Genomic DNA, 23488 nt, shown 5'->3' with positions numbered 1-23488 from the left:
CGATGCCGACGACCCGGAGGCCGCCGACACCGGGTGACGGCCGAGGGCCGGTCGGATCCATTTTCCCTCTCCTCGGAGAGAGGGCGGAGCTGGCCCGGTTGGGCCGGGAGGGCGAGGGGGCGACGCTGGCCCATCGTCTCGCCTCAAAAAATGACTTTCGCCTCATGCCCACAAGCGCAGCCCAGGGAATCTGCCGTGCGGTCGGCAAAAGGCATGGCATCGGCAACGTTTCAACCGCGTCCCTTCCTGGACAGCGGTCGCCCCGGCGCGCTACAAGCGTCGGCTCGGTCGTCGGGTTCTCCGGGGCCGCACCGCCAAAGACGCCCAGGCCGACCATCCCCGATGCAGACCGTCAACGACATCCGCTCGACCTTCCTCGACTTCTTCGGCGAGAACGGCCACGAGGTGGTGGCATCCAGCCCGCTGGTGCCAAGGAACGACCCGACTCTGCTGTTCACCAATGCCGGCATGGTGCAGTTCAAGAACGTCTTCACCGGCATGGAGACGCGGCCCTACAAGCGCGCCACCACCTCGCAGAAATGCGTGCGCGCCGGCGGCAAGCACAATGATCTCGAGAATGTCGGCTACACCGCCCGGCACCACACCTTCTTCGAGATGCTGGGAAATTTCTCCTTTGGCGACTATTTCAAGGAACAGGCGATCGACCTGGCCTGGGGTCTGATCACCAAGGAATACGGCCTGCCCAAGGACAAGCTGCTGGTCACGGTCTATCATACCGATGACGAGGCGGCCGGGTTGTGGCGCCGGATCGCCGGCCTGCCGGACGACCGGATCATCCGCATCCCGACCTCGGACAATTTCTGGGCGATGGGCGACACCGGCCCCTGCGGCCCGTGCTCGGAGATCTTCTTCGATCACGGCCCCGGCATTGCCGGCGGCCCGCCGGGCAGCCCGGACGAGGATGGCGACCGGTTCATCGAGATCTGGAACCTGGTCTTCATGCAGTACGAGCAGGTCACCAAGGAGACGCGGGTCGACCTGCCGCGGCCGTCGATCGACACCGGCATGGGGCTGGAGCGTATCGCCGCCGTGCTGCAGGGCAAGCACGACAATTACGACATCGACTTGATGCGGGCCCTGATCGAGGCCTCGGCCGATGCCACCAACAGCGACCCGGACGGCCCGCACAAGGTCAGCCACCGGGTGATCGCCGACCACCTGCGCGCCACCTCCTTCCTGATGGCCGACGGCGTCATGCCGTCCAACGAGGGCCGCGGCTACGTGCTGCGCCGGATCATGCGCCGGGCCATGCGCCACGCCCATCTGATCGGCGCGCGCGACCCGGTGATGTACCGGCTGGTGCCGGCGCTGGTGCGCCAGATGGGCGCCGCCTATCCCGAGCTGGTCCGGGCCGAGGCGCTGATCACCGAGACGCTGAAGCTGGAGGAATCCCGCTTCAAGCAGACCCTCGACCGCGGCCTGCGCCTCCTGGAGGACGAGACCGGCCGGCTCGGCGGCGGCCAGGCCCTGCCGGGCGAGGTGGCATTCAAGCTGTACGACACCTATGGCTTCCCGCTCGACCTGACCCAGGACGTGCTGCGCGGCCAGGGCCGCACGGTCGACACCGCCGGCTTCGACACGGCGATGGAGCGGCAGCGCGCCGAGGCCCGGAAGAACTGGGCCGGCTCCGGCGAGGCGGCCACTGGCGCCTTGTGGTTCGAGTTGAAGGAAAAGCTCGAACCCACTGAATTCCTTGGCTATGAGACCGAGACGGCCGAGGGCGTCGTCACCGCGCTGCTGGTCGACGGCCAGGTCGTCGACCAGGCCGGGCCGGGCGCCGAGGTCGTGGTCGTGGTCAACCAGACCCCGTTCTATGCCGAGAGCGGCGGCCAGATGGGCGACGCCGGCACGATCACGCTGGCCGGGGGCACCGGCGGCGTCACCGTGGCGGTGCGCGACACCCAGAAGCAGGCCGGGGTCCTCTGGGCTCATATCGGCACTGTCGAGAGCGGCATGCTGAAGGTCGGCGACGCGGTCGAGCTGAAGGTCGACCATGCCCGCCGCGGCGCCATCCGCGCCAATCATTCGGCCACCCATCTGCTGCACGCGGCGCTGCGCCGGCGGCTGGGCGAGCACGTCACCCAGAAGGGGTCGCTGGTGGCGCCGGAGCGGCTGCGCTTCGACGTCAGCCAGCCGCGGCCGCTGACGCCAGAGGACATCGCCGCGGTCGAGGCCGAGGTCAATGCCCGGATCCGCGAGAACGCAGAGGTCACCACCCGGCTGATGACGCCGGAGGACGCGATCGCCGCCGGCGCCATGGCGCTGTTCGGCGAGAAATACGGCGACACGGTGCGCGTCGTCGGCATGGGCCAGGACGGCAACAGGGTCTATTCGCAGGAGCTGTGCGGCGGCACCCATGTCGGCCGCACCGGCGATATCGGCGCCTTCAGGCTGGTGTCCGAGGGCGCGGTCGCCGCCGGGATCCGCCGGATCGAGGCGGTGACCGGCGAAGGTGCGGTGTCCTATGCCGCGCATCGCGACACGCTGCTGGCCGATGCGGCTTCGGCGCTGAAGGTGACGCCGGACGATCTGCCGGCGCGCCTGGCCGCCCTGGTCGAGGAGCGGCGGCGGCTGGAGCGCGAGGTCTCCGACCTGCGGCGCAAGCTGGCGACGGCGGGCAGCGGCGGGGCCGCGCCCGAGGTCAAGGACATCGGCGGGGTCAAGTTCATCGGCCGAGTCACCGACGATCTGCCGGCGCGGGAGCTGAAGCCGATGGCCGACGCGCTGAAGCAGCAGCTCGGCTCCGGCATCGTGGCGCTGATTGGCCGGGCCGAGGGCAAGCTGTCGGTCTGCATCGGCGTGACCGAGGATCTGACCGGGCGGTTCGATGCCGTGGCGCTGGTGCGCGCCGCGGCCGAGGCGGCCGGCGGCAAGGGCGGTGGGGGTCGCCCGGACATGGCGCAGGCGGGCGGGCCGGATGCGGCCCGCGCCGACCAGGCACTGGCGGCGGTCGAGGCGGCACTCGCCGCCTGACCGGAGGGGCTTGAAAGGATCTGTCGTGGCTGTCCCGGATGTGGTAGCGTCCGTGGATGAGGCCGCAATATGTGGTACGCGCATCCAGTGCGCGTGATCTTGGGAGAAGCGGATGTCTTGGACCGAAGAAAGGGTGGCGCAGCTGCGCCAGCTCTGGGGAAACGGGAAGAGCGCAAGCGAGATCGCCGAGATCCTGGGAGGCGTCTCTCGCAACGCGGTGATCGGCAAGGCCCATCGGCTGGAACTGTCCGGCCGGCCGTCGCCGATCAAGCGCAAGGATGGCGAGGACGAGGACGAGGGCGTCACCACCACCACCACCGTCGCTGCCGTCGAGGCCTCGCCGCCGGCGGTGCAGAAAGTGCCGGCCAAGCCGGTGCCGGAGCGCAAATCGGGCGGCGCCACCATCCTCAACCTGACCGAGCGGATGTGCAAATGGCCGATCGGCGATCCGCGCGACAAGGACTTCCACTTCTGCGGCAAGGCCGCCCACGGCAACCTGCCGTACTGCACCGAGCACGCGCAGATCGCCTATCAACCGCCCGGCAAGCGGCGCGACGACGACCGCACCATCCTGCGCGCGTGAGTTGTCGAGGATTTTAACGAATTTCCTCGCCAGCCGGTCGCATCTCCGGCATTAATTCCTTCCGGATATTCGGAGGGAATTTCATGAAACGAGGCATTTTATCCTGCGCCGCCGGGCTCCTTGCCCTGGCGGCGCTTTGTTTGCCCTGAACCCTTCCTGAATGACCGAATGGGCGGATCCGCGGGCCCGCGCGGCCCGCACCGGTTCATCATGGGCGGAGGGGGATCATGTTCGATCGTATGTTTCGGCGCGCCATGGGCGTGTTTGCCGTGGCCGTGTTGTCTTGGCCTGCGCTGGCCGAGGAGTCTCCGATCAGCTTCGTCTCGGGGCCGCTGCAGGGGGCCGTGGCGGAGAACGTCAAGCACGACGAGGAATCTCTCGCCCATTCGGCCTTCGGCGCGGTGAAGACCGACACGGCGGTGTTCAAATCCGGTCCGATGCTCGCCTGGGTGAACTGGTCGCGCCTCGGCGGCCACTACCGGTGGCAGGACAACGACGTCGGTTCCCTGTCGAACGAGGTGAAGGACGTCTTCGACGCCACCGGCTTCACCATCCTGGAAAGTGACGCGATCACGGTGAACGGCTATGCCGCGCGGTACCGGAAGATCAGTTTGATCGGCATCGACCGCCGCTGCGGCGTCTTCGCGCTGATGCGCCGGAACCACATGGTCCAGGGCTTCGCCTGCGCTCCGGCCGCCCGCGCCTTCACGGTGCAGCAGGTCATGGAGGGCATCTCGATCGACGGCGTGATCGGGCCCTGAGCGACCGGTTCAAAGACAGCGGGCGGAGCCGCCCGCGAGGCGGAGGGGGATCATGTTCAATCGAGTGATGCGGTGTGCCGCGGGGCTTCTCATGCTCGTGGCGGCGTCCGGGCCTGCCCGATCGGAGGAGTCACCGATCAGCTTCGTCTCGGGGCCGTTGGTGGCCGTCGCCGCCGAGGACGCGAAGCATATCGAGGTGCAGGAGGCCGACGGCGGCGGCATCGTCAGGGCGGACAGGGCGGTCTTTTCGACCCGGGAGCTGCTCGCCTATGTCGACTGGTCGCGGCTGCCCGGCGGCTATACCTGGCGCGACAGCGACCGCCTGCCCAGCCTCTCCGAGATGGCTCAGCGCGTGTTCAAGGCGAGCGGGTTCACCGTGCTGCGCGGTGACCAGACGACCGTGAACGGGTATCGCCTGCGGTACCGGATGATCAGCCTGACCGGTTCGGGCGAGCGCTGCGGCGTCTTCGACCTGCAGCGCCGCAGCCATTTGATCCAGGGCCTGGTCTGCGCGGCTGCAGGCGAGGCGCCGCTGATGGCAGTGCTGCAGGGGCTGTCGATCGACAACGTGATCGGCCCCTGACGGCAGAAAGGCCGGCGCGAGCCGGCCTTTCGTTTCGTCCGAGGCGGCCGGTCAGCCCATCTGGGCCTGCAGGTTCTGGTCCAGCTTGTCCAGGAACTGCTCGGTCGTCATCCAGGGCTGGTCCGGCCCGATCAGGATGGCGAGGTCCTTGGTCATGTGGCCGGCCTCGACCGTCTCGACGCAGACCTTTTCCAGGGTCTGGGCGAAGCGCAGCAGCTCCGGCGTCTCGTCGAAGCGGGCGCGGTAGGTCAGGCCCTGGGTCCAGGCGAAGATCGAGGCGATCGGGTTGGTCGAGGTCGCCCGGCCCTTCTGGTGCTCGCGATAGTGCCGCGTCACCGTGCCGTGCGCCGCCTCGGCCTCGACGGTCTTGCCGTCGGGGGTCAGCAGCACCGAGGTCATCAGGCCGAGCGAGCCGAAGCCCTGGGCCACCGAATCCGACTGCACGTCGCCGTCGTAGTTCTTGCAGGCCCAGACGAAGCCGCCCTCCCACTTCATGGCCGACGCGACCATGTCGTCGATCAGACGGTGCTCGTAGGTCAGGCCGGCCTTCTGGAACCGGTCCTTGAACTCGGCCTCGTAGACCTCCTCGAAGATGTCCTTGAACCGGCCGTCATAGCCCTTGAGGATGGTGTTCTTGGTCGACAGGTAGACCGGCATCTGGCGCAGCAGGCCGTAGTTCAGCGACGACTGGGCGAAGCCGCGGATCGACTCGTCCAGGTTGTACATGCTGAGCGCGACGCCGGCGCCCGGGAACTTGAACACCTCGAGCTCGATCGGCTGGCTGCCGTCGGCCGGGGTGTAGGTCATGGTCAGCGTGCCGGGGCCGGGCACCTTCAGGTCGGTGGCGCGGTACTGGTCGCCGAAGGCATGGCGGCCGACGATGATCGGCTTGCGCCAGCCCGGCACCAGCCGCGGCACGTTGCGGCAGATGATCGGCTCGCGGAAGATGGTGCCGCCGACAATGTTGCGGATCGTCCCGTTCGGCGACTTCCACATCTTCTTGAGGTTGAACTCCTTCACCCGCGCCTCGTCCGGGGTGATGGTGGCGCATTTCACGCCGACGCCGTACTTCTTGATCGCCTCGGCCGCGTCGATCGTCACCTGGTCGTCGGTCTGGTCGCGATACTCGACCCCGAGGTCGTAGTAGCGAAGATCGATGTCGAGATACGGCAGGATCAGCTTGTCCTTGATGAACTGCCAGATGATGCGCGTCATCTCGTCGCCGTCGAGCTCGACGACCGGGGTCTTGACCTTGATCTTGGCCATGTCGGGATCTTTCCGCTTCGGACAGGAATGGCCGGGCTTATAGCACCCGGTTGGCGGGGACGAAAGGCGCGGGGGCTACCCCCGTTTGCCGCCGGCCGGGGCCGCGATCGGCTGCGGCGCGGCGAGCGCGCCGAACACCTCCTCGACCGTCTCGACCACCTGGAACAGGTCGCGGTTCTCCGGCCGGCAGAAGCCCTGGGCGACCATGTGGTCGACCAGGCGCAGGAACGGGCGCCAGAAGCCGTCGATGTCGACGAAGACGACCGGCTTCTCGTGCAGCTTCAGCTGCCGCCAGGTCAGCATCTCGAAGGCCTCGTCCAGCGTGCCGAGGCCGCCGGGCAGCACGACGAAGGCGTCGGACCGGTCGAACATCATCCGCTTGCGGGTGTGCATGCTGTCGACGACATGCAGCTCGGTCAGGCCGGTGTGCTCGACCTCCAGCGCCTGGATGTGCTCCGGGATGATGCCGACGACCTGGGCACCGGCGCCGAGCGCGGCGTCGGCGACGATGCCCATCAGCCCGACCCGGCCGCCGCCATAGACCAGCTGCAGGCCGCGGGCGGCAATCAGCGCGCCGAGGTTGGCGGCGGCGGTCTTGTAGCGCTCGTCGACCCGGGAGGAGGAGCCGCAATAGACGCAGAGGGAACGGAGTTCGGCCATGATCGCACGGATGTGGGCGGGGCAGGGCCGGCGCAGCCGGCGCGCGACATTAGGAAGGGATCGCCGCCGGGGCAAGTTTCGATGCAGCCGGCGCAGCGGTTTGTTGCGAGTCGGTGACGACGCGGATACCTTGGCGCGAATTATATCGGGGCGGTTCCGGCGTTGAAGAAACTCTTGCTGATCGGCGGCGTCGCGGTCGCTGTGCTTGCGGCTATCCTCGCCGTGGTCGAATACACCGGACAGTCCCGTCGCGATGCCGTCCCGCCGAGCCCCGCGGTGGCTCCCGCCGCAGCTCCGCCCGCGGCGGCCGTGCCGAAGCCTGCAGCGCCGGCCCCTGCGGCGCCGAAGCCGACGGTCCCGGAGCCTTCGGCTCCCGTCGCGCCGCCGTCGCCGCGGGTCCTGGGGACCGGGTTCGACGCCCCTCCCCAGATCGCCGGAGCGCCGACCGCGACCGCCTTGGCACCGGCCATGCGCCAGGACGCACCGCAGCCGCCGCAGGCTGCAGCCCAGACTTCGACCCAGCCACCTCAGGCTCCAGCCCCGCCGCAGGCTGCGGCCCCGCCGCCTCAGGCTCCGGCCCAGCCCCAGGCTTCGACCGAGCCGCCACAGGCTCCAGCCCAGCCGCAAGCTGCGGCCCAGCCGCCGCAGGCTCCCGACCAGCCCCAGGCTCCGGCTCAGCTGCAGGCTTCGACCCAACCGTCGCAGCCTCCGGCCCCGCCATCCCCCCAAGCCGCAGATCCGGCCGGTCCCGCCGCGCTGAGTTTCGATGCGATCCGGGTCAATTCGGATGGCGGCGTCACCATCGCCGGGCGCGGCCCGGCCGGGGCGCGCATCCTGCTGATGGACGGCGACCGGCAGATCGGATCGTTTCAGGCCGACAGCTCCGGCGGCTGGCTCTTCATGTCCGACGCGCCGATCGCGGCCGGTGACCATCAGCTGTCGCTGCGCCTCGCCGACGGCAGCGCCGCCTCCGGCGAGGTCGCCACGGTGGTGGTGCCGGAGCGCGGCCGCGACATCGCCGGCCGGCCGGCGACCGGCAGCGGCGGCGGCCCCCTGGTGCTGCTGACGCCGGAGCAGGGTCGGGGCGCCTCCACCGTGCTGCAGGCGCCGACGACCGGCGGCGCGCCCCAGACAGCTGCCGCTCGCGTTGCCGCTCTCTCGATCGACGTCATCGACTACGGCGAGGGCGGCGCCGTCATCGTCAGCGGCCGGGGCCGCGCCGACGCCACCATCCGGCTCTATCTCGACAACCGGCCGATCGGCGAGGGCCGGACCGACCTGCGCGGGCTGTTCCGCATCCAGGCCGGAGGCGCGATCGCGCCGGGCGTCTACCGGCTGCGGGCCGACCAGCTCGACGCCGCCGGCAAGGTCACGGCCCGGGCCGAGACCCCATTCCAGCGGGCGGCGCCGGCCGAGATCGCGGTGGCCGAGGGACGGGTCGTGGTCCAGCCCGGCAACAGCCTGTGGCGGATCGCCCGCCGGGTCTATGGCGAGGGGCCGCGCTACACCGTGATCTATCAGGCGAACCAGCAGCAGATCCGCGACCCCGACCTGATCTATCCAGGGCAGATCTTCGCGGTCCCGGCGGCCGCGGCCCGTCCCGGCTGACGACGAAATCCGTCCGGCGTGACGACCGTCACAGCAGGCCGGCGCAAGCCCGAATAAGGTGGCGACAGCTCGATAGCGTCTCCCGCTCGAGCAGCCTCCCTGTTCACCTCGCGGGCCCCGGTTTTCCAGGGCTCGCTTTTCTTTGTCCCCAGGTCTTTGTCCGTCAGCCCAGCAGCGCCGCCATCACCGTGCGGTAACGCGCCGCCACGGCGGCCTCGTCGGCATGGCGGCCGTCGCGCACCCGCCAGCGGCCGCCGGCCATGACATCACGGATCGGCGAGGTGTTGCCGGCGAAGACGAAGCTGTCCAGCAGTGTGTCGCCGCTGCGGCCGATCAGCGCCGGATGATCCGGGTCCAGCACCACGAGGTCGGCCCGGGCGCCGGCCTCGATCCGGCCGGTGGCGCGCCCGACCGCCCGCGCGCCGCCGTCGATCGCCGCCTGGAACAGGGTGGCGCCGACCGAGGGGCGATCCGGCGCGGCGCCGACGCCGCGCTTCCGGTGCGACAGGCGCTGGCCGTATTCCAGCCAGCGCAGCTCTTCGATCACCCCGACCGAGATGTGGCTGTCCGACCCGATGCCCAGCGCGCCACCCGCGGCGAGGTAGGGGGCGAGGGGGAACAGCCCGTCGCCGAGATTGGCCTCGGTGGTCGGGCACAGCCCGGCGACCGCGCCGCTGGCGGCCAGGGCCGCGGTCTCGGCCTCGGTCAGATGGGTGGCGTGGACCAGGCACCAGCGATCGTCGACCGCCGCGTGGCCGAGCAGCCATTCGACCGGCCGGGCGCCGCTCCAGGCGACGCATTGCTCGACCTCCTTGACCTGCTCGGCGATGTGGATGTGGATCGGCGCCGCCGGGTCGGCCGCGTGTATCCCGTCGACCGTCGCCGCCAGCATCTCCGGGGGCACCGCGCGCAGCGAATGCGGGGCGATGCCGATGCGCACATCCGGATCGCCGGCATGGTCGGCGCGCAGCCGGGCGACGATGTCGAGGATGCCGTCGACGTCGTTGAGGAAGCGCCGCTGACCGTCGCCGGCCTTCTGTCCGCCAAAGCCGCCGGTATTGTAGAGCACCGGCAGATGGGCGATGCCGATGCCGGTGGCCTTCGCCGCCGCGATCGCCCGCCGCGACAGCTCCGCCCGGTCGGCATAGGGGGTGCCGTCCGGCTGGTGGTGCAGGTAGTGGAACTCGGCGACACAGGTGTAGCCGGCCCTCAGCATCTCGACATACAGCTGGGCCGCGATCGCCTCGACCTGGTCCGGGTCGAGCACGCGGACGAAGCGGTACATCTGCTCGCGCCAGCTCCAGAAATCGTCGCCCGGGCCGGCGGCAGTCTCGGCCAGCCCGGCCATGGCGCGCTGAAAGGCGTGGCTGTGCAGATTGGCCATGCCGGGCAGGAGGATGCCCGCGATCCGCTCCGCATCGCCGGGTGTCGCGCCGGCCGAGACCAGGGCGATGTCGCCCCGGGCGTCGACCTCGATCAGGACGTCGTCGGCCCAGCCATCGGCCAGAAGGGCGGTCTCGGCGAAATAGCGCGTGGTCACGATCATCCCTTCTTTCCTTGCAGCCACTCGATCGAGATGAACTCCATCAGCGCGCATTTCTGGCGCAGAACCGACCAATAGAACAACGCCCGCGCCGTCCGGCCGTTGCTGTCGACGAAGGGATGGTCACCGCCGATGATGGAATGCACGATGACGGTCCGGACCACCGGATGGATGAACTCGTCGGGCGGCGGATTGGGGCCGTTGGTGAGGCGCACAGCGTGTCGGTGATGGGACACGCGCATGACAATGTTTTATAGCGAAACTCAAATTATAAAACATCTGCCCTGACGGAGAGCGGCATGTGGGATCGGCTGTGGATCAACGCGCGTCTGGCGACCATGGACGGGGAGGGCTATGGCGCCATTCCCGAGGGCGCGATCGCGACCCAGGGCGACCGCATCGCCTGGGTCGGGCGCCAGGCCGACCTGCCGGGTGCGCCGGACCAGCTGGCCGCCATGGTCGAGGATGCCGCCGGCGCCTGGGTCACGCCCGGGCTGATCGACTGTCATACCCATCTGGTGCATGGCGGCGACCGGGCCCGCGAATTCGCGATGCGGCTGCACGGCGCCAGCTATGAGGAGATCGCGCGGGCCGGCGGCGGCATCGTCTCGACCGTCGCCGCCACCCGTGCCGCAGGGGAGGAGGACCTGCTGGCCTCGGCCCGGAAGCGGCTCGACGCGCTGGCGGCCGAGGGCGTCACCACCGTCGAGATCAAGTCCGGCTACGGGCTCGACCTCGCGACCGAGGCCAAGATGCTGCGCGTTGCCGGCCGGCTGGGGCGGGAAAGCGGCCTGCGGGTCCGGCGCAGCTTCCTCGGTGCCCATGCGGTGCCGCCGGAGGATCGCGGCCAGCCCGAGCGCTATCTCGACCGTGTGGTCGAGGAGATGCTGCCGGCGATCGCCCGGGACGGCCTCGCCGATGCGGTCGACGCCTTCGGCGAGAAGATCGCCTTCTCGCCGGTCGAGGTCGAGCGCGTGTTCCGCGCGGCCAAGGCGCTCGGCCTGCCGGTGAAGCTGCATGCCGACCAGCTGTCCGACCAGGACGGGGCGGCGCTGGCGGCCCGGTTCGGGGCGCTGTCGGCCGACCATCTCGAATACACCAGCGAATCCGGGGCGAAGGAGATGGGGCGGGCCGGCACCGTCGCGGTGCTGCTGCCCGGCGCCTTCTACTTCCTGCGCGAGACCCAGTTGCCGCCGGTGGCGGCGTTCCGGCGGCACGGCGTGCCGATGGCGTTGGCGACCGACAACAATCCCGGCACCTCGCCGGCGACCTCGCTGCTGCTGATGCTGAACATGGGCTGCACCCTGTTCCGGCTGACGCCGGAGGAGGCGCTGGCCGGCGTCACTCGCAACGCCGCGCGGGCGCTGGGCCTGGCCGAGGAATGCGGCCGGTTGGTTCCCGGGCTCGCGGCCGACCTGGCGTTCTGGGACGTGGCCGACCCGGCCGAGCTGTCCTACCGCATCGCCTACAACCCGTGCCGCGCCGTGATTCGCGCCGGCCGGCAGGTCTGATTTTCCGGGTATTCTACCGAATCGGCGCCGTGTGGTAGAAGCGTCGCATCGATTGGCGGGGGAAGCCGGTTGCGTTGGTGAGGGGATTCGGTCGGATCGCGGGGATCGCGATGCTCCTGCTCGGCTTGGCTTCAGCGGCCGGGCCGGCGCGGGCGCAGGACAGCTGCACGCCTTACATCCTGGCGATGGAGGGGGCCTTCGGCATTCCCCGCGGCATGCTGCTGGCGATCGCGCAGACCGAATCGGGCGGCAAGGGCGATCCTTACCCCTGGGCCTTGAATGTCGGCGGGACCCCGCTGTTCCCGAGCAATCTCGCCGCCATGAAGGCGGCGATCGAGGATAACGGCGGCGGCGAAAGCCCCAATATCGATGTCGGCTGCATGCAGATCTCGCTACGTTACCACAAGCAGACGCTGCCGGACTACACGCTCATCTTCGAGCCACAATACAATGTGATCTATGGCGCGTATTTCCTGCGGCGACTGTTTAACCGTTACGGAAACTGGCTGCAGGCGATCGCGCATTATCATTCGAGCGATCCGGATCGGCAATTCGCCTATGCCTGTCGGGTGCTGGAACGGCTGAAGAAAATCCGCGGCCAGGGGGGCGGTCCGATTGAAGCCTGCGTGTCAGGTTGAGGGGACAACGAATTGATTCGGGTTTTCTTTATCGCCCAGATCGTTCAGAAGATGGAACATTGGGGGCGTTGGCTCGATCAGCGCTGCGATCGGCCATTTGAGATGTCAGAAGCGGGGGACCATGAAGCCTGTGCACAGTGACCGTCGCCGAGACCGAGAGGGCGAGGCGCGTCGACTCCGATGGACCCTTCGCTACGGCATCGGCCCGGCTCTCCTGGCCTGCGGCGTTCTGATCCTCACCCCGATCGCCGGTCATGCCCAGATGAACGCGCTGGTCGACCAACTCCAGCAACTCGGCATCAGCCCGTCGCAGCTGCAGCAGCAGGGCATCCAGCCCGACGGCATCACGATCCCCAGCGGGCCGCGCGTCCCGACGACGACACCCGCCCAGGTCACCGAGCCGACGGTGGTCTCGCCCGGCCTGCCGTCATCGACCATCTCCGCCGCGCCCGTCTCGCGCATCGAGGCCGACTACCAGCGGCGGCTGGGCGGCGACATCAGCCAGTTCGGCTATGACGTCTTCGGCGGCGGTGCCGTGGCCAGCCAGGTGGTCAGCGGCGCCGTCAGCGAGAACTATGTCGTCGGCATCGGCGATCAGATCGTGGTCACCCTGCGCGGCCAGGTGAACCAGGGCATCAGCGCCACGGTCGACCGCGAGGGCCGGCTGATCCTGCAGGATCTGCCGCCGATCCCGTCGGCCGGCCGCTCCTTCGGCGACCTGCGCCGCGAGATCGAGACCCGGGTCCGGGAGAACTATGTCAGCACCGAGGCCTTCGTGTCGCTCGGCGACGTGCGGGCGATCTCGGTGACCCTGACCGGCGAGGTCGTCAAGCCCGGCACCCAGACGCTGACCAGCTTCTCGACCCTGGTCGACGCCCTGACCGCCGGCGGCGGCATCCGCAAGACCGGCTCGCTGCGCACGGTCGCGCTGATCCGGCAGGGCCAGACCAAGGTCATCGACCTCTACGGCTTCCTGATGGGCTACAGCAACGAGGCCGACCTCCTGCTGCAGGACGGCGACCGGATCTCGATCCCGACGATCGGGCGCACCGTCGCGGTCGCCGGCGACGTGGTCCGGCCGGGCATCTTCGAGATGCCGCCCGACGCCGCCGGCCCGCTCAGCGTCGCCGAGATGCTGGACTATGCCGGCGGGCCGATCCGCCCCGCTGGCAACCGGTTCAACCTGCTGCGGCTCGACCGCAACGGCCAGGACCAGGTGCAGAACCTGTCGGGCCAGACCGCGGTGCCGGTGCAGACCAACGACATCATCCAGATCACGCTGTCGCAGGATCTGCGCGTCGGCAGCGTCTCGATCACCGGCAACGTCACCGTCGCCGGCGTCCGGCCGTTGAGCAGCGCGCCGACGCTCCGCGCCCTGCTGGCCGATCCGCCGATCCTGGCGGATGACGCCTATCTGCCCTTCGGAGTGATCCAGACCACCGATCCGACCACGCGGATCCGCAAATTCGTCCCGGTGAACCTGGGCGTGGCGCTGCGGGGCGGCGGCAATCTCCGCCTTCGCGACCGCGACAAGCTGATCGTGCTGTCGCGCGAAGATATCCGCTATCTCGGCGGCGACGATGTCCAGATGATGCTGTCCGGACTCCAGCCGGGGCAGGCCCGCTCGTCGGCGTCGGACGTGTCCCAGAATGGCCAGGCCCAGAACGCAACGCTCACCTCCAGCCTGCCGGGGGCGGTGGCGGTCAGCGGTAGCTGCCTCGGCCTGCGATCCCTGGCGGAGGCAGTGCGCAACGATTCGACCGGCCGTTTCCGCAACGCCCGGCAGACCTTCCAGAACACCGAAGCCGCCGGCTCCCTTCAGGTCAGCCGTGCCTGCCCGCAGATCTTCGATGACTTTCCGGACCTGCTGCCGTTCGTGATCGAGCATGTCGTCTCGCTCGAAGGCCAGGTGCGGGTGCCGGGCAGCTACCCGATCATCCCGGGCACCACGCTCGCCACCGTCCTCGACATTGCCGGCGGCACGACGATCGAGGCCGACCGCCGCGCCATCGAGGTCGGCTACTTCTCCACCCTGTCGCCGTCCAATCTCAGCGGGTCCTGGCGCTCGGTGCAGAGCCTCGGCGCCACCACCGCGTCGATCAAGCTGAACCCCGGCGACAGCGTCCGCATCCCGCAGAACCCGCAGCTGCGTGAGGACGGGGCGGTCACCCTGGCCGGCGAGTTCACCCATCCCGGCCGCTATGTGATCCGCCGCGGCGAGACGCTGCTGCAACTGATCCAGCGGTCCGGCGGCTACACCAACCAGGCCTTCCCCTATGGCGCGGTGTTCACCCGCGAGGCCGTTCGGAAGCAGCAGCAGCAAGGCTATGAGCGCACGGCCCGCGAAATCCAGGCAGGGCTGCCGCAGCTCATCCAGGAGGCCCAGAGCGACAGTGCCAACAAGAGCCCCGCCGCGGCCTTGCCGGCGATCCAGAGCCTGGTCGCCGAGCTGAAGAGCATCCCGGCCGCCGGCCGGGTGGTGATCGAGGCCGATCCGACGGTGCTGGCGGCCAATCCCGTGCTCGACTTCAGCCTGGATGCGGGCGACCAGCTCTTCGTGCCGAAGCGGCCGCTGTTCGTCACCGTCTCGGGCGAAGTGCTCAATCCGGGCACGGTCCAGTATGACGGCAAGCTGACCGCCGACGACTATGTCGACTTCGCCGGCGGCACGACCGAGGCGGCGGATACCGGCCGCACCTTCGTCATCATGCCGAACGGCCAGGCGCAGCCGCTCGACCTGTCGTCCTGGAGCTACAGCTCGGTCAGGGTGCCGCCGGGGTCGGTCATCATCGTGCCGCGCGACCTGACGCCGTTCGACCTGTACCGGCTGGTGCGGGATGTCGGCTCGATCGTGCAGAGCCTGGCCATCTCCGCTGCCTCGCTGGTGGTCATCGGCAACAACAAGAACTGACGCCGGCCGGATCGGCAAAGGGCGGTGCCGTCGGCACCGCCCTCTTTGTTTGGGTGCGCCAGGCATGCACCCGGCGAGATTGTCCCGCGGGCGCAACGCGCTAACCTGACCCGGTCTGGTGGAAGCGGAACGGGCGCCTTATGCAGATCACCGATCTCATCAACTCGATCGCCGATCGCGGCCTCGAGCTCTTCGCCTTCGGCCGCGGCCGGCCCTTGCCGCAGGATCTCGGCGGCATCTGCCGCGCATTGTTGTCGGAACAGGGGGAAGCATCCGGCATCGCTCTGGCGCGCGAGCTGGTCGCCCTCTATCGCGTCCTGGACGCCGCCGGGCGCGAGGCGTTCTTTATCCTGCTGGCGCGCGAGTTCGGGCCCGACCACGCGGCGATCGCCGCCGCCGCCGGGGCCTTCGTCGCCGAGCCCAGCGCGGCCGGTGCCCTGGCGCTGGCGGAGGCAGCGGAACCGCCGCGGCGGGAGTTGCTGCGCCGCATCAACATGCTGCCCGAGGGCACGGAGTTCGTGATCGGGCTGCGTGCCGATGCGCTCGACCTCGCCGACGAGAAGCCGGAGTTGCGGATCGTGGATGCCGATCTGAAGCATGTCCTGACCGACTGGTTCTCCGGTGGCTTCCTGGAGCTGCGCCGGATCACCTGGGAGACGCCGGCGATCATCCTGGAGAAGCTGATCCAGTACGAGGCAGTGCACGCCATCCCGGGCTGGGAGTTCCTGCGCCGGCGCCTGGCCGAGGACCGACGCTGCTACGCCTTCTTCCACCCGGCCCTGCCGAACGAGCCGGTGATCTTCGTTCAGGTGGCGCTGGTGCGCGGCCTGTCGGGCGAGATCGCGCCGCTGCTCGACCCGAAAGCGGCGGTCGGCGATCCGGCGGCGGCCGACACCGCGATCTTCTATTCGATCACCAACACGCTGAAGGGGCTGCGCGGCATCTCCTTCGGCAGCTTCCTGCTGAAGCAGGTCGTGGCCGACCTGCAGCAGACGCTGCCGAGCCTGTCGACCTTCTCGACCCTGTCGCCGATTCCCGGCTTCCGGCGCTGGCTGCAGACCTCGGCGCCACAGCACCAGCTTCCCGCGGTCCGGGCGGCGGCCGAGGATCTGCTGCCGGTGCTGGCGACGGGCGGGATCGATGCGGTCGGCGCGGACAGGACGCTGAAGGCGGCGCTGACCGGCCTCTGCGCCCGATACCTCGCCGCCGAGCTGCGGCCGAACGGGCGGCCGACCGATCCGGTGGCGCGCTTCCATCTCGGCAACGGCGCCAGGCTGGAGCGGCTGAACTGGGCCGGCGACGCCTCACCGAAGGGGCTGGAGCAGGGCTGGGGACTTCTGGTCAACTACCTCTATGATCCGGCCGAGCTGGAGCGGAACCACGAGGCTTTCGTCAATGCCGGGAAGGTGGCGACGAGCCGCGCGGTGGCGCGCCAGCTGAAACCCTATCTCTGACCCGCCGAGCCGCATGACCAATCTCTACCACGCCCTGTCCGCCCGGTTTCCCGCCGACCGCTCCAGGCCGGCGCTGGCGCTCGCCGACGGCCGCGCCATCTCCTATGCCGGGCTGGATGCTGCCAGCGCCCGTTACGCCAACTTGTTGCGGCGGCTGGGCGTGGCGCCGGGCGACCGGGTGATGGTGCAGGTCGACAAGTCGCCGGAGGTGGTGGCGCTGTATCTCGGCTGCTTGCGCGCCGGCGCCGTCTACCTGCCGCTCAACACTGCCTACACCAAGGGCGAGGTCGCCTATTTCGCCGGCGACGCCGAGCCGGCGCTGGTGGTGTGCCAGCCCGCGCGGCTGGAGGAGATCGAAGCGGTGGCCCGGTCGACCGGTGCCAAGGCGGCGCTGACGCTCGGGGCAGACGGGGAGGGGACCCTGGCCGAGGCCGCGGCGGGGGAGGCGGAAAGCTTCGAGACGCTGCCGCGCGCGCCGGACGACTTGGCGGCGATCCTCTACACCTCCGGCACCACCGGCCGCTCCAAGGGGGCGATGCTCAGCCACGACAACCTGCTGTCGAACGCGCTGACCCTGCACGATCATTGGGGCTTCCGGCCGGATGATGTGCTGCTGCACGCCTTGCCGATCTTCCACACCCACGGCCTGTTCGTCGCCACCAACTGCGCCCTGCTGGCCGGCGCGACCATGCTGTTCCTGCCGAAATTCGACGCCGCCGAGGTGCTGCGCCTGCTGCCCAGGGCCAGCGTCATGATGGGGGTGCCGACCTTCTACACCCGGTTGCTGGAGCAGCCCGGCCTCACCGCCGAGGCGAGCGCTCACATGCGGCTGTTCATCTCGGGCTCGGCGCCGCTGCTGGCCGATACCTTCGAGCAGTTCCGGCAGCGCACCGGCCACACCATCCTCGAACGCTACGGCATGACCGAGACCAACATGAACACCTCGAACCCGCTCGACGGCGAGCGGCGGGCGGGGACGGTCGGCCTGCCGCTGCCCGGCGTGTCGCTGCGGGTGGTGGGCGAGGATGCGACGCCGCTGCCGCAGGGCGAGATCGGCGTGATCGAGGTCAAGGGCCCGAACGTGTTCCAGGGCTATTGGCGGATGCCGGAGAAGACCGCGACCGAGTTCCGGGCCGACGGCTTCTTCATCACCGGCGATGTCGGCGTGGTGGACGACCGCGGCTACGTCTCGATCGTCGGCCGGGCCAAGGACCTGATCATCACCGGCGGCTTCAATGTCTACCCGAAGGAGGTCGAGAGCCTGATCGACGCCATCCCCGGCGTCGAGGAAGCGGCGGTGATCGGCCTGCCCCATCCGGATTTCGGCGAGGCGGTGGCGGCGGTGGTGAAGATGCGGGCCGGGGCCGCGCCGCTCGACCCCGCCACGATCCAGGCGGCGCTGCAGGACCAGCTGGCCCGGTTCAAGCAGCCCAAGGCGGTGTTCGTGGTGACGGAGATCCCGCGCAACGCCATGGGCAAGGTGCAGAAGGCCGCCCTGCGCGAGCAGTACAAGGCGACCTTCGCGTCCGCCTAGAGGTCGTTTGGAAATGCGCTGGTGTGAGTCGGCTGGCGGTGGTTTCGAGAACCGGAGCGCAGCGGACGTTTGGGTCCGTGAGCACCGAAAGCGCAGAAAACGCCATCAGACGGCCGCACCAAATGGCCTCTTAGCCCAGGAGCGGATCGGGCCTCGGATTGCTGAGCAGGCCTTCGCGCCGGGCCACATGGTTGTGACCGGCGGCCTCCGCGATCGCGTCGTAGTCCGGCGCCGGCTCGATGCGGACGAGTTCGGGTTCGTGCCAGGGCGATCCGGTGTCCCGCAGGGGCGGCTTGTCGGGCGAGAAGCCGGTGGCCAGGAAGGTCGCGTCGAGATAGCGGCGCGCATCCTCGGGGCTTTCCGCGAACACCATCATGTCCTTCACGAAGTCGGCGCCGTTCTCGGGATCGACGATGCGCCACAGCGGATCCTGGCGGCGGGCGGGATTGATCCGGACGGAATAGGCGTGCATGGGGGCCTCCTTGTCACACCCGGCCAACGCGGCGGTGTCCGCGCCGGTTCCGCGGGTCAGCGGCAGGCGGACTCGCCGGTCTCGATGTGGAAGCGGCGCGGGCCCGGCATCGCCGGCTGCGTGCCGCCGGTGGGGTCGTCGACGATGCGGATGTCCAGCGTGCAGGGACCGGCCTGGATCCGGTAGAGATCCTCGCCGGCCCGCTCGATCCGGTCGATCGGCGTGTCGTGCAGCTTCTGGGCCAGGTCGTTGCTGTCCACGATCGCCTGGATCTCCCGCAGGCGCTGCCAGTAGGGCGGCAGCGCCGCTTGGGCTTCGGCCGCGATGCCGACGAGCAGCAGCGCCGCCACGCCGGCGGCCGCGATGCGATGACGGGGACCGGGAGGAGATGGGGTCATGTCATGCCTCCTCGTCGGGCCCTTGCCTCAGGCGCCCATGTTCGGGATGAAGAAGCAGCGCATCGACCCGTCCGGCTTGCGGCAGAGCCAGTATTTGTCGTCTTCGCTGAACTGGGCCTGGTCGGTCGGAACCAGCACACCGGCCGGCCGCACCATATAGCCGTCGGGGCGAACCTGGACGTCGCGGGAGGGGTACACGGCACAGTCGTTTGGTCCGCAGCAATGCTCATGCGTGCCGGTCAGGTTGCGGTATTGGCCGTTCTGGATCCACGCCGCTGGTCCATGCGCGGCCGCGCTGCCGGCGGCGATGGCGAGCGCGGCCGCGAACGGGAAGAGGATGCGCATCGCGCGACCTCCTGCGAGGGTTGAGGGCGACCGGGCTCGGCACCTGGTCGGCCGGCCCGTTGCGTCCGTCTGCAGCGGACCGTGCAGAAGGAACAACGGAACTTACCTGCATCTTCGTTCCATTCGACTCCGGGCCATTGAACCATGGGATGGGTCCCGCTCCGCTCTGTCGTGCCTGCCGATAACGGCGACTCCGGCTGCGGCGGAGATCCGAAAACCCCGATCTCGACCGGTTCCGAGCCCGCTCTGGCCCAGGCATTCCGCGGCTTCCGCTTTCGCCTTGACTCTGCGGGGGTGCAGGCATACATGGCCGTTGACGCCGGACGAGCCCAGGCCCGCCCGGCGTCGATCTCACAACGAGAGACAGATGGACGACCACCCTAGTCGTGGCGTCGCCAAGGCCGATCTGGCCGCGGTGACGTCGCCCGAACATCACTGGATCGCACTCGGCCTCGGCCGGGTGGATGGCGTGAGCCGGACCTAGGGTCGGAGCGCCGTTCGCCCCGCTTCCGCCGCGTGCGGGAACGGAGCGAACGATGAACCTCGCTTTTCTCTCCTGCTTCGATCGCCGCCTGCGCCTGGCGCTGGGCGGCGTGATCTCCCCGCGGACCGAGGCCCTGGCGGCATTGCCGCGCTTCCGCAACCGCGACCTGCGCCACGACCCGGTCCGGGACGAGGACAAGGTGCTGCTGCGCTGGATCCGCGACCCCGAGACCGGCAAGCTCGCCGCCCGCTGGGACGAGCCGGCCGCCCCGGCCTCCACCCAGCCCGCCATGCCGGTCGACGACCTGGCCGAGCACCGCGCCAGCCGGGCGCAGCGCTACCGCTCGCGCTTCGTCTGGCCTGACCGCCGCAGCGCCTGAGCCGCGGCGCCGAGCTGCGACCGATCGCTCGGCTTGCATTTCCCGGGCGCAGGGCGTATCAACCGCGCCGTCGTCAATCCCACACGCGGGCATCGCGGCCTGCCACGGCAGTGGCTCGGTCGCTCCGGTGCCTTTCGCCATATCCGCAATCCGCGGTGCGGCGAGAGGCAAGGCCCGCGGCGGAACAACCGGAAAAAGGACCTTCCGACCCATGGCTACGCCGACCTTCACCATGCGCCAGCTCCTCGAAGCCGGCGCGCATTTCGGCCACCACACCCGCCGCTGGAACCCGAAGATGGCGCCGTTCATCTTCGGCGTGCGCAACGGCGTGCACATCATCGACCTCGAGCAGACCGTGCCGATGCTGCACCGGGCGCTCGACGCGGTCCGTGACGTCGTCGCCAATGGCGGCCGCGTCCTGTTCGTCGGCACCAAGCGCCAGGCGCAGGACAAGATCGCCGACGCGGCCAAGCGCTGTGGCCAGTACTACGTCAACCATCGCTGGCTCGGCGGCATGCTGACCAACTGGAAGACGGTGTCGCAGTCGATCAAGCGCCTGAAGGAGATGGACGAGCAGCTCAACCAGGGCGCGGTCGGCCTGACCAAGAAGGAGCAGCTGACCCTGACCCGCGAGCGCGACAAGCTCGAGAAGGCGCTGGGCGGCATCCGCGACATGGGCGGCCTGCCCGACATCCTGGTGATCATCGACACCAACAAGGAGTCGATCGCGGTGCTGGAAGCCGCCAAGCTCGGCATTCCGGTCGTGGCCGTGCTGGACAGCAATTCCAGCCCTGACGGCATCACCTTCCCGGTGCCGGGCAACGACGACGCGCTGCGCGCGATCGAGCTCTACTGCGAGCTGTTCTCCGGCTCGGTCATCGCCGGCATCCAGGCCGAGATGAGCGCGAGCGGCGCCGATGTCGGCGCCATGGAGGAGGCCCCGGCCGAGGAGGCGTTGCCGCCGCCGGCCGAGACCGGCGAGGCGGAGCAGCCGGCCGCCTGAGCCGAGAGCGAACCAGGGGCGGCCCAGAAAGCCGCCCCTTTCTGTCGATGAGGGCGCCTGCGACCGCATGGGCGCGGCGCCGAACGAACGGAATGCGAGGACGATATGGCGGAGATCACCGCAGCGCTGGTGAAGGAGCTTCGTGAGAAGACCGGCGCCGGCATGATGGATTGCAAGAAGGCGCTCGGCGAGAGCGGCGGCGACATCGAGGCCGCGGTCGACTGGCTGCGCAAGAAGGGCCTGGCGGCGGCCGCCAAGAAGGCCGGCCGCGTCGCGGCCGAGGGCCTGGTCGGCGCCGCCGTCGAGGGCAACCGGGGCGCGCTGGTCGAGGTCAATTCCGAGACCGACTTCGTGTCGCGCAACGACAAGTTCCAGGGCCTCGTCTCGACCCTGGCCGGTCTCGCGCTCAAGGCGAACGGCGACATCGAGGCGCTGGCTGCCAGCGCCTATCCCGGCACCGGCCGCACCGCTGCCGAGGAGGTGACCCATCTGGTCGCCACCATCGGCGAGAACATCAGCCTGCGCCGCAGCGTCGCGCTGTCGGTGTCGGACGGCGTCGTCGCCGCCTATGTCCACAGCCCGGTGACCGCCGGCCTGGGCAAGATCGGCGTGCTGGTGGCGCTGGAATCGACCGGCGACAAGGCCAAGCTCGAGGCTTTCGGCAAGCAGGTCGCGATGCATGTCGCGGCGGCCCGGCCGGACGCGCTGCACATCGCCGATGTCGAAGCCAGCAATCTCGAGCGCGAGCGCGCCGTGCTGGTCGAGCAGGCCCGCGCCAGCGGCAAGCCCGAGACGATCATCGAGAAGATGGTCGATGGCCGGATTCGCAAGTACTACGAGGAAGTGGTGCTGCACGAGCAGGTCTGGGTGCTGGACGGCGAGACCAAGGTCCGCGCGGCGATCGAGGCTGCGGCCAAGGAGGCCGGCGCCCCGGTCACGGTGACCGGCTTCGTCCGCTTCGTGCTCGGCGAGGGCATCGAGAAGGAGCAGGGCGACTTCGCGGCGGAAGTGGCGGCCACGCTGGGTCGCTGAGCTGGACCAAGATCAGCGGCGCTGAGGGAGTGGAGCGACATGGCGAAAGCGGCCCAGTATCGACGGGTGCTGTTGAAGATTTCCGGGGAAGCCCTGATGGGCGACCAGGATTACGGCATCGACCCGAAGATGGTGGAGCGCATCGCCGATGATGTCGCCCAGGTCCACGCCCTCGGCGTCGAGATCTGCATGGTGGTCGGCGGCGGCAACATCTTCCGCGGCATGAGCGGCGCCGCGTCCGGCATCGAACGGGCGACCGCCGACTACATGGGCATGCTGGCCACGGTGATGAACGGCCTGGCGCTGCAGAGCGCCTGCGAGCACAAGGGCCTGCACACTCGCGTGGTCTCGGCCATCCCGATGCAGACGGTGTGCGAGCCCTATATCCGGCGCCGGGCGATCCGGCACATGGAGAAGGGCCGCGTCGTCATTTTCGTCGGTGGCACCGGCAACCCGTTCTTCACCACGGACACCGGCGCCGCGCTGCGTGCCTCCGAGATGGGTTGCGACGCCCTGCTCATGGGCAAGCAGGTCGACGGCGTCTACGACGCCGACCCGCTGCGGGTCGCGGGGGCCAAGCGTTTCGACCGCTTGACCTACATGGATGTGCTGGCGAAAGATCTCCGCGTCATGGATCATGCGGCGATCTCGCTGGCCCGTGAGAACAAGATCCCGATCCTGGTCTTCTCCATCAACGAGCATGGCGCGTTCGCGGAGGTGGTCGCAGGGCAGGGGCGCTACACTATCGTGACCGAGGAGGGCTGAGCGTGGCCAAAGCCGATCTCGACGACATCTCCCGCCGCATGGCGGGTGCTCTGGAGTCCCTGCGCAAGGATCTCGCCGGTCTCCGCACCGGCCGCGCCAGCATCAGCTTGCTCGAGCCGATCACGGTCGACGTCTACGGCGCCCAGATGCCGCTGAACCAGGTCGGCACCATCGGCGTGCCGGAGCCGCGGCTGCTGACCGTCTCGGTCTGGGACCGCAGCGCGGTCAAGGCGGTGGAGAAGGCGATCCGCGATTCCGGCCTCGGCCTCAATCCGCAGACCGAAGGCCAGACCGTGCGCGTGCCGCTGCCGGAGCTGAGCGAGGAGCGCCGCCGCGAGCTGACCAAGGTCGCCGGCAAATACGCCGAGGCCGCCCGCGTCGCGGTGCGCAACGTCCGCCGCGACGGCATGGACGCGCTGAAGCGCTCCGAAAAGGATCACGAGATCTCCGAGGACGAGCACAAGCGCCTGGCCGACGAGATCCAGTCCCTGACCGACAGCCACGTCCGCAAGGTCGACGAGGCGGCGGCGCAAAAGGAAAAAGAGATCCTCCAGGTCTGAGCAC

Annotated in this window: 22 protein-coding genes; 15 read left to right on the top strand and 7 right to left on the bottom strand. The window is 69.4% G+C overall.

All coding sequences use genetic code 11. The annotated features are described in order from the left end of the window. Positions 1–342: 342 nt before the first annotated feature. The 4 genes from alaS to FFK22_RS15080 all read left to right on the top strand — a co-directional run bounded on the left by alaS (position 343) and on the right by FFK22_RS15080 (position 4921). Positions 343–2994, top strand: a complete 2652-nt coding sequence (gene alaS, locus FFK22_RS15095) for an alanine--tRNA ligase (protein ID WP_138886228.1) — start codon at positions 343–345, stop codon at positions 2992–2994. Positions 2995–3106: 112 nt separating this feature from the next. Further along, a complete protein-coding gene (locus FFK22_RS15090; protein WP_138886229.1) occupies positions 3107–3577 on the top strand; it encodes a GcrA family cell cycle regulator in 471 nt (156 codons plus the stop codon). Between the two features lie 227 nt (positions 3578–3804). Beyond that, positions 3805–4338, top strand: a complete 534-nt coding sequence (locus tag FFK22_RS15085; RefSeq protein ID WP_138886230.1) for a hypothetical protein — start codon at positions 3805–3807, stop codon at positions 4336–4338. A 160-nt stretch (positions 4339–4498) separates the two neighbouring features. Then, on the top strand, positions 4499–4921 hold the full coding sequence (locus tag FFK22_RS15080) for a hypothetical protein (protein ID WP_138886231.1): 423 nt from the start codon (positions 4499–4501) through the stop codon (positions 4919–4921). Between the two features lie 51 nt (positions 4922–4972). Here FFK22_RS15080 and FFK22_RS15075 read toward each other — a convergent pair whose 3' ends face one another. Then, the gene (locus FFK22_RS15075) at positions 4973–6187 is read right to left on the bottom strand and encodes an NADP-dependent isocitrate dehydrogenase (protein WP_138886232.1); all 1215 of its coding nucleotides are present in this window, start codon (positions 6185–6187) and stop codon (positions 4973–4975) included. A 75-nt stretch (positions 6188–6262) separates the two neighbouring features. Further along, positions 6263–6847 (bottom strand): TIGR00730 family Rossman fold protein, encoded by a 585-nt coding sequence (locus FFK22_RS15070; protein ID WP_138886233.1) that lies wholly within the window; start codon positions 6845–6847, stop codon positions 6263–6265. Between the two features lie 840 nt (positions 6848–7687). Between FFK22_RS15070 and FFK22_RS15065 the strand changes: the two genes are divergently transcribed. Continuing rightward, positions 7688–8455, top strand: coding sequence for a LysM peptidoglycan-binding domain-containing protein (locus FFK22_RS15065; RefSeq protein WP_143956820.1), 768 nt, complete (start codon positions 7688–7690; stop codon positions 8453–8455). 163 nt (positions 8456–8618) lie between these two features. On the opposite strand, the gene FFK22_RS15060 is transcribed toward FFK22_RS15065, so the two are convergent. Next, positions 8619–10001: a formimidoylglutamate deiminase gene (locus FFK22_RS15060; protein WP_138886235.1), complete on the bottom strand. Its 1383-nt coding sequence runs from the start codon at positions 9999–10001 to the stop codon at positions 8619–8621. After that, positions 9998–10213 carry a Fic family protein gene (locus tag FFK22_RS15055; RefSeq protein ID WP_221938609.1) on the bottom strand — a complete coding sequence of 72 codons (216 nt, stop codon included), beginning with the start codon at positions 10211–10213 and terminating at the stop codon, positions 9998–10000. Before FFK22_RS15055 ends, FFK22_RS15060 begins: the two co-directional genes overlap by 4 nt. 84 nt (positions 10214–10297) lie before the next feature. On the opposite strand from FFK22_RS15055, the gene hutI reads away from it, so the two are divergent. The 5 genes from hutI (at position 10298) to FFK22_RS15030 (ending at position 18046) form a co-directional block, all read left to right on the top strand. Beyond that, positions 10298–11509, top strand: a complete 1212-nt coding sequence (hutI, locus tag FFK22_RS15050) for an imidazolonepropionase (protein ID WP_138886237.1) — start codon at positions 10298–10300, stop codon at positions 11507–11509. 110 nt (positions 11510–11619) lie between these two features. After that, complete coding sequence (locus FFK22_RS15045; protein ID WP_138886238.1) at positions 11620–12147, top strand: lytic transglycosylase domain-containing protein; 528 nt, start codon at positions 11620–11622, stop codon at positions 12145–12147. A 121-nt stretch (positions 12148–12268) separates the two neighbouring features. After that, a complete protein-coding gene (locus tag FFK22_RS15040) occupies positions 12269–15058 on the top strand; it encodes an SLBB domain-containing protein (protein ID WP_138886239.1) in 2790 nt (929 codons plus the stop codon). A 140-nt stretch (positions 15059–15198) separates the two neighbouring features. Then, a complete protein-coding gene (locus tag FFK22_RS15035; RefSeq protein WP_138886240.1) occupies positions 15199–16512 on the top strand; it encodes a malonyl-CoA decarboxylase domain-containing protein in 1314 nt (437 codons plus the stop codon). 13 nt (positions 16513–16525) lie between these two features. Further along, entirely contained in the window at positions 16526–18046 is a 1521-nt protein-coding gene (locus FFK22_RS15030; RefSeq protein WP_138886241.1) for a malonyl-CoA synthase, read from the top strand. A 130-nt stretch (positions 18047–18176) separates the two neighbouring features. Here the strand turns inward: FFK22_RS15030 and FFK22_RS15025 are convergent, their stop codons facing one another. The 3 genes from FFK22_RS15025 to FFK22_RS15015 are packed head-to-tail and all read right to left on the bottom strand — an operon-like array spanning position 18177 to position 19261. After that, entirely contained in the window at positions 18177–18518 is a 342-nt protein-coding gene (locus FFK22_RS15025; RefSeq protein WP_138886242.1) for a hypothetical protein, read from the bottom strand. Between the two features lie 56 nt (positions 18519–18574). Beyond that, positions 18575–18916, bottom strand: a complete 342-nt coding sequence (locus tag FFK22_RS15020; RefSeq protein ID WP_138886243.1) for a hypothetical protein — start codon at positions 18914–18916, stop codon at positions 18575–18577. Positions 18917–18943: 27 nt separating this feature from the next. Beyond that, positions 18944–19261 carry a hypothetical protein gene (locus tag FFK22_RS15015; RefSeq protein ID WP_138886244.1) on the bottom strand — a complete coding sequence of 106 codons (318 nt, stop codon included), beginning with the start codon at positions 19259–19261 and terminating at the stop codon, positions 18944–18946. Positions 19262–19797: 536 nt separating this feature from the next. On the opposite strand from FFK22_RS15015, the gene FFK22_RS15010 reads away from it, so the two are divergent. The 5 genes from FFK22_RS15010 (at position 19798) to frr (ending at position 23484) form a co-directional block, all read left to right on the top strand. Continuing rightward, on the top strand, positions 19798–20124 hold the full coding sequence (locus FFK22_RS15010; RefSeq protein ID WP_138886245.1) for a hypothetical protein: 327 nt from the start codon (positions 19798–19800) through the stop codon (positions 20122–20124). Between the two features lie 211 nt (positions 20125–20335). After that, on the top strand, positions 20336–21127 hold the full coding sequence (rpsB, locus tag FFK22_RS15005; RefSeq protein ID WP_138886246.1) for a 30S ribosomal protein S2: 792 nt from the start codon (positions 20336–20338) through the stop codon (positions 21125–21127). A 105-nt stretch (positions 21128–21232) separates the two neighbouring features. After that, positions 21233–22159: a translation elongation factor Ts gene (gene tsf, locus FFK22_RS15000; protein WP_138886247.1), complete on the top strand. Its 927-nt coding sequence runs from the start codon at positions 21233–21235 to the stop codon at positions 22157–22159. A 39-nt stretch (positions 22160–22198) separates the two neighbouring features. Further along, positions 22199–22924: a UMP kinase gene (gene pyrH / locus FFK22_RS14995; protein WP_138886248.1), complete on the top strand. Its 726-nt coding sequence runs from the start codon at positions 22199–22201 to the stop codon at positions 22922–22924. Positions 22925–22926: 2 nt separating this feature from the next. Then, on the top strand, positions 22927–23484 hold the full coding sequence (gene frr / locus FFK22_RS14990; RefSeq protein WP_138886249.1) for a ribosome recycling factor: 558 nt from the start codon (positions 22927–22929) through the stop codon (positions 23482–23484). The last annotated feature ends 4 nt before the right edge of the window (positions 23485–23488 follow it).

Source organism: Mycobacterium sp. KBS0706 (assembly GCF_005938675.2).
Lineage (GTDB): Bacteria > Pseudomonadota > Alphaproteobacteria > DSM-16000 > Inquilinaceae > Inquilinus.
The sequence above is the reverse complement of the archived record's forward strand: the minus strand, read 5'-3'. Positions and strand labels throughout refer to the sequence as shown.